At 64.9% G+C, this 11,632-nt stretch carries 10 protein-coding genes and 1 pseudogene; 9 read left to right on the top strand and 2 right to left on the bottom strand.

The annotated features are described in order from the left end of the window. Window positions 1-296, top strand: a pseudogene (locus QQK18_RS15555) (sugar ABC transporter ATP-binding protein); the annotation flags it as partial. Window positions 297-443: 147 nt separating this feature from the next. Here the strand turns inward: QQK18_RS15555 and QQK18_RS15550 are convergent. Both QQK18_RS15550 and QQK18_RS15545 read right to left on the bottom strand, forming a co-directional pair. Then, a complete protein-coding gene (locus tag QQK18_RS15550; protein WP_284341277.1) occupies window positions 444-1,325 on the bottom strand; it encodes an SMP-30/gluconolactonase/LRE family protein in 882 nt (293 codons plus the stop codon). Beyond that, complete coding sequence (locus QQK18_RS15545) at window positions 1,325-3,001, bottom strand: SMP-30/gluconolactonase/LRE family protein (protein WP_284341276.1); 1,677 nt, start codon at window positions 2,999-3,001, stop codon at window positions 1,325-1,327. The genes QQK18_RS15550 and QQK18_RS15545 overlap by 1 nt, the downstream gene beginning before the upstream one ends. Window positions 3,002-3,166: 165 nt before the next feature. On the opposite strand from QQK18_RS15545, the gene QQK18_RS15540 reads away from it, so the two are divergent. The 8 genes from QQK18_RS15540 to QQK18_RS15505 form a co-directional block, all read left to right on the top strand. Continuing rightward, window positions 3,167-4,345: an enolase C-terminal domain-like protein gene (locus tag QQK18_RS15540; protein WP_284341275.1), complete on the top strand. Its 1,179-nt coding sequence runs from the start codon at window positions 3,167-3,169 to the stop codon at window positions 4,343-4,345. Window positions 4,346-4,376: 31 nt separating this feature from the next. Next, the gene (locus QQK18_RS15535) at window positions 4,377-5,228 is read left to right on the top strand and encodes an SDR family NAD(P)-dependent oxidoreductase (RefSeq protein ID WP_284341274.1); all 852 of its coding nucleotides are present in this window, start codon (window positions 4,377-4,379) and stop codon (window positions 5,226-5,228) included. Window positions 5,229-5,257: 29 nt separating this feature from the next. Continuing rightward, window positions 5,258-6,565: an ABC transporter substrate-binding protein gene (locus tag QQK18_RS15530; protein ID WP_284341273.1), complete on the top strand. Its 1,308-nt coding sequence runs from the start codon at window positions 5,258-5,260 to the stop codon at window positions 6,563-6,565. A 52-nt stretch (window positions 6,566-6,617) separates the two neighbouring features. After that, complete coding sequence (locus QQK18_RS15525) at window positions 6,618-7,559, top strand: carbohydrate ABC transporter permease (protein WP_284341272.1); 942 nt, start codon at window positions 6,618-6,620, stop codon at window positions 7,557-7,559. Further along, window positions 7,552-8,418: a carbohydrate ABC transporter permease gene (locus tag QQK18_RS15520; protein WP_284341271.1), complete on the top strand. Its 867-nt coding sequence runs from the start codon at window positions 7,552-7,554 to the stop codon at window positions 8,416-8,418. The genes QQK18_RS15525 and QQK18_RS15520 overlap by 8 nt, the downstream gene beginning before the upstream one ends. Window positions 8,419-8,479: 61 nt before the next feature. Then, window positions 8,480-9,958 (top strand): alpha-L-arabinofuranosidase C-terminal domain-containing protein, encoded by a 1,479-nt coding sequence (locus QQK18_RS15515; protein ID WP_284341270.1) that lies wholly within the window; start codon window positions 8,480-8,482, stop codon window positions 9,956-9,958. A 13-nt stretch (window positions 9,959-9,971) separates the two neighbouring features. Next, a complete protein-coding gene (locus tag QQK18_RS15510) occupies window positions 9,972-11,450 on the top strand; it encodes an alpha-L-arabinofuranosidase C-terminal domain-containing protein (protein ID WP_284341269.1) in 1,479 nt (492 codons plus the stop codon). Window positions 11,451-11,496: 46 nt separating this feature from the next. Beyond that, on the top strand, window positions 11,497-11,632 hold a 136-nt coding region (locus tag QQK18_RS15505), incomplete at its 3' end, for an ATP-binding cassette domain-containing protein (protein ID WP_284341278.1).

Genomic DNA, 11,632 nt, shown 5'->3' with positions numbered 1-11,632 from the left:
TGACCATGGCCGACAAGATCGTGGTGCTGCGCGATGGCGTCGTCGAGCAGGTGGGCTCGCCCCTCGATCTCTACGACACCCCGCGTACCGAATTCGTTGCCGGCTTCATCGGCAGCCCCAGGATGAACTTCCTTGCCGGCGAGCGCGCCCGCACGTTCGACGCCGCCCGCATCGGCGTGCGGCCGGAGCATATCGACATCGTGGCCGACGGGCCGTGGAGCGGGACGGTGACGCATGTGGAGCGGCTGGCTCGGATACGTTCGTTTATCTCGATCTTGATCAGGGCGAGCGGCTGACCGTGCGGCTCGAGGGGAAGACGGCAATCGCGCAGGGCGAGGTGGTCGCCCTGGGGCCGACGGCGCCGGTGCATCGGTTCGATGGGGAGGGGCTGGCGATAGGGCAGGGCGCGGTATAGCGCACCATCTCGCCCCACTCACCGTAGATCAGATGCGCACCCTGTTTGGGGGCGTTCCCCGCGACGAAGTCCTCACGCGCAGCAGTGCACCGGTGAGGGGGTGCTGGGCGAGCTGGTCGGCTGACAGGAAGCGTCGCTGGCTTGTTATGAAGAGATCGCTCAGCTCACTGCCGCCGAAAACACACATGGTGGGCTTTGCAACGGGCATGGGCACGCTCTCGATCAGGTGGCCATCGGCGTTGAGATGATCCAGCCGGGCGCCGTTGACGACGGCGATCCACAGTCCATTGTTGGCGTCGATGCATGCACCGTCGGGCTTGTCCGTGCCGGTGAAGGTGCGGAACACGCGTTCGTTGCCGAGAGCGCCGCTGGACTGGTCGAGGTCGAAGGCGAGCACTTGCTGGCTCGGGGAATCGCTGAAATAGAGCGTTCCGCCGTCACGCGAAACGGCGATGGCATTGGGGACGCGCACGCCTTGACGAACCGTTTCCAGGCGCCCGCCCGGATGTCGGCAATAGAGCGCGCCATGGGGGATTCCCGAGCCGGACTTGTCCATGGAGCCGAACCACAACCGTCCCTGCCAGTCGGGCTTGCCGTCGTTGAGCCGGATGTCCGGGTGCGGGGAGGTCACAGGTGTCAGGAGCTTGAGCGCGCCCGTTTCGGGAAACAGGCGCCAGAGGCCGTCCTCGAGGCCGACGATGAGGCTGTCGTCGTCGGCGAGTGCCACAAGCCCGGGCTCGGACGGCAGGTGCATCGGCGCGATCGGGCCGGCTTTCGGGCTGAAACCCAGCAGCCGCCGGCCCTGGATGTCGATCCACCAGACGATACCGCGGCGATCGTCCCAGAGCGGGCTCTCGCCGGTAATCGCTTCCTCGGCCTGCGCCAGTTCGACGCCCGAACCATCGAGCATCATTTCGCGGCGAAGAGGTTGGGCGGCATCCCGGGTACGTCCACCTCGATCTCGAGCACCGTTCCCGAAAGCGGCGCGAGAGTGGAATAGCCCGGCGGCAGGCGCAGATACGTGCTGGTGACGAAGAGCGTACGCAGGTCCCTGCCGCCAAAACAGAGATTGGTCGGCATGGGCACCGGCAGCACGATGCGCTCGACCAGTTCGCCCTTGGGCGTGTAGCGGTGAATGGCCCAGCCGCCGAGCATCGCGACCCAGATATGACCCTGGCTGTCGACACAAATGCCGTTGGGCACGCCCATTTCCGCCGCACCGTTGACGAAGGGGGAGCCCTGCCCAATCTCGCCGGATGCAAGCGCCACGGGATACCGGCGCAGCACACCGTCGCCGCCATCGCTGAGATAAAGGGTCCGCCGGTCGAGCGACCAGGCGGCATTCTTGGGCAGGCCCGTGCGCTCGAACGTGCGCCTGATGCGCAGGTCCGGCGTGATCCGATAAAAGCTGCCCTGGCCCGGCTCGTGGTTGATGGCCATAGTCCCGGCCCAGAGATTGCCGAGAGCGTCGACGGCGGCGGTGTTGAAGCGGTTATCGGGCCGGTCCGCCTCGGGCGAAACCAGGAGCTTCAGATCCTCGGTTTCGGGCGTGAACTCGAAGATGCCGTGCCGGCCGAGCAGCACCAGTCGTCCGTCGGGACGCAGTGCCAGGCCGCCGACGAGTTCAGGCAGGTCCACGCGGTGCGAAAGGCGGGTTGCCGGATCATAAAAGCGTAGAGCGGGGGCAAGGATGTCGAGCCAGTAAAGACGGCTGGTGCGGGGCGACCATACTGGATTTTCACCCATGAAGTCGCGTCCGGTCGGCAGAGGAACGACCCGCGGATCGATCTTTCCCGGCGCTGTCGGCAGGATGTGCGAGACGCCCTGCGACATGCCGGCGTTGCCCGAGGCGCGGCGGGCTCCTTCGATCAGGGCGCGACCCGCCTCGTGCAGGAGTTCCGCCTTGCCGTCCAGACCATCGAAGGGGCAACTGATCGCCGCGACGGGGTAGCCGTCGGGGTTGACGACAGCGGCGGCAACGGAGGTCGTTCCCCCATCGCGCTCGGTATGGAGGGCATAACCGAGGGCGCGGCTGAGGTCGATGCCGACCTCGATCTGGCTGGCCTCCGAGTGGTCGCGGATGAGGTTGGCACGCTGGTCGGGACCGAGGGCGGCGAGCATGGCCAGGCCCGCCGCGCAGGAATCGACGGCCTGGCGGGGCCAGATGCGCACCATCGGGGAGTTGGCCGCGTCAGGATCCTCGAAATCGAGAACGAAGACGTCGCGCCCGTCGCGCACATAAAGGCAGGCGGGCCGGCCGAGCAGCCGCGCGATGCGGGTGAGCTCGGGCTTGGCGGCACGGATGATGCCGGATTGGTCGAGGGTGCGCCGGGCGAGATCGAAAACGCGCGAGCCCACGTGGTATTGCCGGGTGCGGTCATCGAACCGCAGCAGCCGCTGGCGCTGCAAAGCCGCCAGGAGGCGATGCAGCGTGCCCTTGGGGAGCTGTACGACCCGTTGGATGTCGGCGAATCGCAGCGGTTCCGGGGCCATGCCTATGGCCATGAGCACGTCGAGGCCGCGCATAAGCGCCTGGGTCCCCGGCACGTCCACTTCGCTGTTCTCTCGGGGTCTGGTCGTTTCCAAGCCTGCCTCTCAAACGAGCGGCTTTCGCGGCCGCCGCTGCTGGAACTCTCCATAAATGATTTGAGATTGACAAGTCCAGCTTTGGAGTTCCATCATGTGGAACACTGATGAGGTAGGTCCCATAAAAGTTGCAAAACGACTGCCTCGGGGGAGACTGTTGTGCCAGTGGTTTCAGCACTAGAGCGTCTGATCGTTCATCGGGTCCCGGTTTCGCCGAAGACCACGTGGCTCTTTCTCGAGCTCGTCCTTGGCGATGGAAGTCACGGCTGGGGCGAAGTCACCGACTTTGCAAATGAGGCGGCAGTGCTCGCCGAGGTGGCGGCGATCGAGACCGTTCTGCGCGGCGAGCGCATTGCCGATCTTGCCGGCTGTCTCATGCGCATCGAGAGCCGCCAGGTCTCGCAAGCCCGTCGGGTCGTGCGCAGCGGCCTCGAGCAGGCCTGGCTCGATGTCCGGGCACGCGCCGCAGGCGTCACGTTCGCCAGCCATCTGGGTGGATGCTACCGGCATCGCGTGCCGGTCTATGCCAACATAAATCGTGGCATTGCCGACACCCGCTCACCGCTCGATTTCGCTGCGCAGGCACGCCTTGCCATCGCCGACGGCTACCGGGCGATCAAGATCGCTCCCTTCGATGGCGTCAACTGGCAGGATGGAGCCAGCCGCGATGGTCGGGCTCTCCGGGACAAGGGGCTCGAGCGCATATTCGCCGTGCGTGACGCCATAGGCGATGGGGTCGACCTGATGATCGACTGCCATGGCCGGCTCGATCCGGCCACGGCCGCGGTGCTGCTTGACGCGGTCTCGGGTGCGCGGCCGTTCTGGATGGAGGACATGCTCGGTTCTCCCTTCGGTGCCGATGACCACCGCGCCATCCGCCGGCGCGCGCACCGTTACGGCATCCGCATCGCCGGCGGCGAAGAGATCGCCGATCTTGGCGAGTTTCTTGCTTTCCTGGCGGCGGACGGTGCCGACGTGGTGCTGCCGGACCTGCGCCTCACGGGTGTTCGTTCAGGCATGGTCATGTGCGAAATCGCGGCGGCCAAGGGTCGGTATGTCAGCCTTCACAACCCGGTCGGGCCGGTGCTCGATGCCGTCAGCCGGCAGGTGGCCGCCACGCTCGCTGATTTTCTCGTCCTCGAACGTCCGGTTCGCGAGAGTCCGCTTTGGGAAGAGCTGCGCAATGGTGCCGTCGACCTCGACGAGGGCGCCGCTGCGCTCGAGGCGGAGCCTGGCCTCGGTCTCGACCTCGATCCGCAACATCTCCAGCACACCGCCGCGCCTGCCGCATCGGCAAGGGTCGTCAGTTTCAAGAGCATGCCAGGGGCAGGGCCCGATGCATGAGATCCCGCGGACCCTCACTACGGATGAACGCATGAATTCCCTCAAGGCACAGGACATCTTTTCCCTCAAGGGGCGGCGTGCGCTGATCACCGGCGCCAGCCGCGGCATTGCTGCCGCCATTGCCGAAACCCTGGCCACGAACGGGGCTGTCGTCGGCATCAACTACAGCGCCGGTGCCGATGCCGCCGCGGGCCTCGCGGGCGCGGCAGAGGCCGTCGAGCGCCGAATCGCCGCGTTCGGCGGCACCGCGCATCTCCTTGAGGAGGACATGCTGCAACCGGGCGCCGCAAGCCGGCTCGTTGCCAGGATGGAGGACGCATTCGGTGGCTGCGACATCCTGGTGGTCAGCGCCTCGATGCAGGTCCATCGCAGTTTTCTCGACATGTCGCTCGAAGATACGCTGCGCCAGCTTCAGCTCAATTTTCTCTCGACGGTCGAACTGCTGCAGGCGCTGCTGCCGATGATGAAGGCGCGCGGCTATGGGCGCGTGCTGACAATCGGATCGGTGCAGGAGGCGGCGCCCTCGCCCGAGATGCCAATCTATGCCGCGACCAAGGCTGCCCAGGTCAACCTCGTGCGCACGCTTGCCGTAGAGTTTGCGCCGTTCGGCATCACTCTCAACAACCTGGCACCCGGCCTCGTACAGACCGATCGCAACGCCTTCCGTCGCCTCGACCCGCAGCATTGGGCCGAGAACGTGCGGCTGGCCAATCCGATGGGCCGGGCCGGCCTGCCGGAGGAGATGGTCGGGGCGGCGCTATACCTGTGCAGCGACGCAGCCGCGTTCGTTACCGGCGCGACACTGTTCGTCACCGGGGGTGGCCACATCCCGCAACCGGGCTACGACACCGCGCCTGCCACCACGCAACAGGCGGCAGGCTGAGCAATCATCCATCACTGGGAGGAGACAGAATGACACGGATGAACAAACGTCAGTTCCTGAAATATGGCGGTACCGCCCTCGGCGCCGGGATGCTCGCCGGCGTGCTGGGACCGATCGGCGCCCGCGCCCAGGGCGCAGGCCTTACGGTCGCCTGGTGGGGCGAGGGGGACCAGAACAAGCGCACCGCCGATGCCATGCAGGCCTATGCCAAGGCGTCCGGCATCACCATCGATCCGCAGGGCACCAACTTCAACGGTTACTGGGATCGCCTGGCAACGCAGGTCGCCGGCGGCAATGCCCCCGACGTCTTCCAGGTGTTCCTGGCGACCATGGCCGAATACGCCGCGCGCGGAACCATCGAGCCAATCGGCAACTATCTCGGCTCGGTCATCGATACCTCGGATTGGGCGCCGGCGGCACGCGACAGCGTCTATTTCGGTGGCGAACAGTATTTCGTGCCGCTGGGCCTCTCGACCCAGCCGGCCATCATCTACGATAAGACGGTGCTCGAGGGCATCGGCATCACCGAGCTCAAACCGGACTGGACCCTCGCCGAGTTCCGCGAGATCGGTGCCGAGATCGCCGAGGCCCTGTCCGCGGACGGCGAGCAAAAGTTCGGCATGGACGACATGGGCGGCAGCCAGACCGTGCTCGAAGCCTTCGTGCGGTCCAAGGGCGTCAACATGTTCACCGATGAGGGCCAGCTCGGGTTCAGCAAGGACGACCTCATCGAGTGGTACGAGTTCTGGGACGAGGCTCGCGCGGCCGGCGTGGCGGTCGCACCGGAAGCCCGCCAGCAGGGCGGCTTCGAAGCGACCGGGATCATCCGGGGTGTCGCGGCCTTCTCGACGGCCGCATCCACCAAGGGCCTGCAGGGCTTCCAGTCGCTGTCGCAGAACCAGCTCGAATTCAATCCCTGGCCGCGCTATGCGGCCGATTCCGAACGGATCGAGCTGGTCACGCCCGTCGAATGGATGGTGATTTCAGCAACATCCGACCAGAAGGATGAGGCGGCAGCGCTGCTCAACTTCATCGTCAATGATCCGGCGTCCATTACTGCCATGGGTATCTCGAAGGGCGCTCCGGTCGGAAACGCCCTGCGCAAGCAGATCCTGGAAAGCGGCGAGCTGAGTGAGACCGAAACCAAGATCTACAACGTCGTCGAGGAGGCGCTGCCCTATTCGAAGCCGCGTGTGATCTATCCGCCCGGTAGCGGGCCGCTGGTCGGCCCCGGCACGCCGCTCATCGCGCTGCTCAACGATCAGATCGCGTTCAAGCAGATCGCCATTCCCGCGGCCGTCGACCGCTTCTTCTCCGAAGCTGATCGCAACCTTTAACACCTCGGTGTGGAGGCGGCCCCGTGCCGCCTCCCCGCCAAAGGAAGCGGATATGTCCCAGCAAGCAAGTGTCGGCGAAGTGGTGAGGGTGGCAAGCCCAGCCCGCACCGTGCGACAGCGCAGCGCGAACGGTGCAGCCTACACCATGCTGGTCCCATGGCTCGTGGGCTTTTTCGGCCTCACGGCTATTCCGATGGTGGCCTCGCTCTATCTCTCGTTCACCGACTATTCCCTGCTGGCGCCGCCCGAATGGGTGGGGGCGGACAATTACGCCTATATGTTCAACGGCGACTACCGCTTCTGGCCGTCGCTTACGGTCACCGCCTTCTATGTCTTCGTCTCGGTGCCGCTCGCCACGGTTGTCGCGCTGGCGGTAGCGGTGGGGCTCAACCGCAAGATGCGCGGCATCGGCATCTTGCGCTCGGTCTATTATCTGCCCTCGCTGCTGGGCGGCAGCGTTGCCATCGCCATCATGTGGCGCGAACTTTTCGACAAGAACGGGCTCGTCAACCTGGTGCTCTCCTGGTTCGGCATCGATGGGCCTGCATGGCTGGCGTTGCCGCAGACGGCGCCGTGGACACTGGTGTTCCTGCATGCCTGGCAGTTCGGTGCGCCGATGGTGATCTTTCTTGCGGCCCTGAAGCAGATCCCGTCCGACCTTTATGAGGCCGCCGAACTCGATGGCGCCAATCGCGTGCAGGTGTTCTTCACCATCACCCTGCCACTGATCACGCCGATCGTATTCTTCAACGTCGTCATGCAGATGATCACCTCGTTCCAGGCGTTCACCCCCGCCTTCGTCATCAGTAACGGCACTGGCGCGCCGCTCGATTCGACGCTCTTTTACACGCTCTATCTCTACATCGAAGGCTTCGGCAATTTCCGCATGGGCTATGCGGCCGCGCTCGCCTGGGTGCTGCTCGCCATCATCGCGGGCCTGACCGCGCTCGCCTTCGCAACCGCACGCTTCTGGGTGTTCAATCCCGATGACTGATCAATCCGTTTCACAGCTTGAGGCGAAAGGCGTCCGGCGGTTCGTCATGCCGGCGGTACTGGTCCTCGGCGCGCTGCTGATGGTCTACCCGCTTCTCTGGATGTTCAGCAGTTCGCTCAAGCCCGAGGACGAGATCTTCCGCAATCTTTCGCTGATCCCGCAGGCGCTGACGTTCCAGAACTATCCGAAGGGCTGGACCTTCTTCAATGTCCCGTTCTCGCTCTACTTCATCAACTCATTCGTCATCGCCGCCATCGCCATCGTCGGCAACCTCCTGTCGTGCACGATAACGGCCTATGTCTTCGCCCGCCTCAGATTCCGTTGGCGCAACCTCTGGTTCTCACTGATGCTGCTGGGGCTGATGCTGCCGCATCACGTGACCATCATTCCCCAGTACATCATGTTCAACAACGCGCACCTGGTGAATACCATCTTGCCGTTGGTGCTGCCCAAGTTCCTCGCGGTCGATTCCTTCTTCGTGTTCCTCATGGTGCAGTTCATCCGCTCGATCCCACGCGAGCTCGACGAGGCGGCGACCATGGACGGGGCCGGGCCGTTCCGGGTGTTCGTCGACATCATCCTGCCGCTGTGTACGCCGGCCCTCGTCACCGTTTCCATTTTCACGTTCGTGTGGACCTGGAACGACTTCTTCAGCCAGCTGCTCTACCTGACCAGCGGCGACAAGCTGACGGTGCCGCTGGCGCTCAGGATGCTCAATTCCTCGACCGGCGAGGCGACCTCCACCTGGGGCATCCTCTTTGCCATGTCGTGCCTGTCGATCATCCCGCTGCTGGCGATCTTCTTCTTCTTCCAGCGGCGGCTCGTCGAAGGAATCGCCACCACCGGCCTCAAGGGCTGACCCACCAAAACCGGGATGGAACCGGCACCCGAAACCAATGGGCGGGCAGGGAGGAATATGCATGAAAGCAAGGATCGTCACCAACCGCGAAAGACCGATCGGACGCATCGACCCGCTGATCTACGGCCAGTTCATGGCCCGGCGCCGCTGGGTTGCCGACGAGGGACTGCACGATCCCGGCCATCCCGAGGCGCGTCCTGACGGGCTGCGCCAGGATGTGCTCGATGCCATAGTCGAGACCTCGCCGACGGTGGTGCGGTGGCCGGGCGGGTGCACGGCGACGAGCTATGACTGGACCGACGGCGTCGGACCGGTCCGTCCGCGCGTCATCGATGCCCATTTCGGCTACGCTGTCGGCAACGGCTTCGGCACCGCCGAGTTCGTCCGGTTCTGCCGGCAGATCGGCGCGGAGCCGCACCTCAACCTGACGACAGGCACGGGTAACCTACGCGAGGCGCTCGCCTGGCTCGAATACGCCAACCTCGATACCGGCACCAAATGGGCGGCGCTGCGCCGCGAGCACGGGCATGCCGAGCCGTTCGCCGTCAAATACTGGCAGATCGGCAATGAGGAGTGGGGGCCTTGGGAGATCGGCCACACGAGTGCCGCCCACAACGCGGAACGGGCGCGCGAATGGGCCAAGGCGCTGAAGAAGCTCGACCCTTCGATCAAGGTGCTGGCGCTCGGCGGCGGCCACCCGCAGGACATCCTCGACTGGACGACGGCCGTGGTCGAGGAGGCGGGCGAATACATCGACTACGTCACCCAGCACCGCTACTGGGACTTCAACTCCGCGACCGGCGAGGACAACTACGACGAGATCGTTTCCGCCGGTTTTATCGAAGAGCACCTGATTAAGGCCGTTGCCGGCATCATCGATATTGTCGCCTACCGTCGCGGTCTCACCCGCGGGCCCCGGATCGCCTATACCGAATGGAACTGCGCGGATGTGGCGCACCGGGCGATGTCGCCCGAATGGCGGCCGACGACCACCCAGTACCGCCTCATCGACGCCCTCGGGTGTGCCGCCTTCATCAACGCCATGCAACGCCAGTGCAACCACGTGACGCTCGCCAATTTCGCCCAGACGCTCAATGTCGTGGGCATGCTGGTGGTGACGCCCGAGGCGGTGCTGCGGGAAACCGTATTCTGGGCGCTGGCCATGCAGCGGCACCATAGCGGCGACATCGCTGTCGACGCCTGGACCGATTGCGACGTCTATACCGCCGACACCGGCCGAGGAAGCGCGCTCACCGTGCCCTATCTCGACGTCAGCGCCACGCTCGACGAGGCCTCCGGCCGGCAGTTCGTCTCGATCGTCAACACCCATCGCTCGCACGCCATCGAGGCGGCCATCGATGCCGGCTCGGGGCGAGGGACCAAGACTTACACCCTCTCACACGAGGATCCTTTCGCCAGGAACACACCCGACGCGCCCGATGCCGTTCGGCCGGTCGAAGGCACGCCCGATTGCCGCGACGGCAGCGTGTCCCTGTCCCTGCCACCGCACTCCTACACCATCGTCGAAATCATTCCCTGAGGAATATGCCAGCATGAAAGCCAGGATCGTCACCAATCCCGCCCGCCGCATCGGTCGCATCGATCCGCTGATCTACGGCCAGTTCATGGCGCGCCGCCGCTGGGTGGCCGATGAAGGCCTCCATGATCCCGGCCATCCCCACGCCCGCGCGGACGGGTTGCGTCAGGACGTCGTCGATGCCGTCGCCGAGACGGCGCCGACGATCGTGCGTTGGCCAGGCGGGTGCACGGCAACAACCTATGAATGGCAGGATGGGGTGGGGCCGGACCGTCCGCGCGTGATCGATGCCCATTTCGGCTATGCGGTCGGCAATGGCTTCGGCACGGCCGAGTTCGTCAAATTCTGCCGCCAGATCGGGGCCGAGCCGCAAATCAACCTCACCACCGGGACGGGGGATCTGCGCGAAGCGCTCGCCTGGCTCGAATACGCCAACCTCGATACCGGCACCAAATGGAGTGAGCTGCGAAAGCAGCACGGACACGCCGCGCCCTTCGGTGTCAGGTACTGGCAGATCGGCAATGAGGAGTGGGGCCGCTGGGAGATCGGCCACACCACGGCCGACGTCAACGGCGCGCGGGCCCGAGAATGGGCCAAGTCGCTGAAGAAGCTCGATCCCTCGATCAAGGTTCTGGCGCTCGGCGGCGGCCATCATGAGGATATGCTCGACTGGACGACCTCGGTGGTCGAGATGGCCGGCGAGCACATCGACTACGTCACCCAGCACCGCTACTGGAACTTCAACTCCAGGACCGGCCAGGATAATTACGAGAAGATCGTTACGGCAGGCCTCGTCGAAGAGCAGATGATGAGGGCGCTCGCCGGTGTCATCGACATGGTCGCTGCACGCCGCAAGCTCAAATCCAAGCCAAAGCTTGCTTATACCGAGTGGAACTGCCGCGATCAGTCGCACCAGGAAATGACACCGGAATGGCGTCCGACAACCTCGCAGTATCGCCTCGTCGATGCTCTGGCGTGCGCCGGCTTCGTCAACGCCATGCAGCGCCAGTGCAACTCTGTCACCCTTGCCAACTTCGCTCAGACGCTCAACGTCGTCGGCATGCTGGTTGTAACGCCCGAGGCGGTGCTCAGGGAGAGCGTCTTCTGGGCGCTGGCCATGCAGCGACACCACAGCGGCGACATCGCCATCGATGCCTGGAGCGACTGCGAGCGCTTCGACATCGAGACCGACCGCGGCCAGTCCTACTCGCTGCCCTATCTCGATGTCAGCGCGACGCTCGACGAGGCCAGCGGCAGGCAGTTCGTCTCGATCGTCAATACGCATCGCACCGAGAGCATCGAGACCGAGATCGAGGTTGGTGGTGACGGACCGGCCAGGACCTATACGCTTTCCCATGCCGACCCCTTCGCCAGGAACACCTTCGAGGCGCCGCAAACCATCGTGCCGGTCAAGGCAACACAAGAGTGCCGCAACGGCCGGGTCTCACTCGTCCTGCCGCCGCACTCCTACACGATCCTCGAAACTGGAGCCTGACGCCAAGCAGCTCGGCGTCCTCACCATCACCCAAGGAGTGGTTCCCATGTCTGCCATCCGCATCGAGGGCCTCGATAAGGCCTACGGCAGTGTCCCGGTCCTCAAGGACGTCAACCTTGTGATCGACTCCGGCGAGTTCGTGGTGTTCGTCGGGCCTTCGGGCTGCGGCAAGTCCACCTTGC

The organism is Devosia nitrariae, from assembly GCF_030160115.1.
GTDB lineage: Bacteria > Pseudomonadota > Alphaproteobacteria > Rhizobiales > Devosiaceae > Devosia > Devosia nitrariae.
The sequence above is the reverse complement of the archived record's forward strand: the minus strand, read 5'-3'. Positions and strand labels throughout refer to the sequence as shown.

Coding starts and splice junctions, on each gene's coding strand:
- QQK18_RS15550 (WP_284341277.1), bottom strand. CDS start 1,325: ATGCTCGATGGTTCGGGCGTCGAACTGGCGCAGGCCGAGGAAGCGATT.
- QQK18_RS15535 (WP_284341274.1), top strand. CDS start 4,377: ATGAATTCCCTCAAGGCACAGGACATCTTTTCCCTCAAGGGGCGGCGT.
- QQK18_RS15530 (WP_284341273.1), top strand. CDS start 5,258: ATGACACGGATGAACAAACGTCAGTTCCTGAAATATGGCGGTACCGCC.
- QQK18_RS15525 (WP_284341272.1), top strand. CDS start 6,618: ATGTCCCAGCAAGCAAGTGTCGGCGAAGTGGTGAGGGTGGCAAGCCCA.
- QQK18_RS15520 (WP_284341271.1), top strand. CDS start 7,552: ATGACTGATCAATCCGTTTCACAGCTTGAGGCGAAAGGCGTCCGGCGG.
- QQK18_RS15515 (WP_284341270.1), top strand. CDS start 8,480: ATGAAAGCAAGGATCGTCACCAACCGCGAAAGACCGATCGGACGCATC.
- QQK18_RS15510 (WP_284341269.1), top strand. CDS start 9,972: ATGAAAGCCAGGATCGTCACCAATCCCGCCCGCCGCATCGGTCGCATC.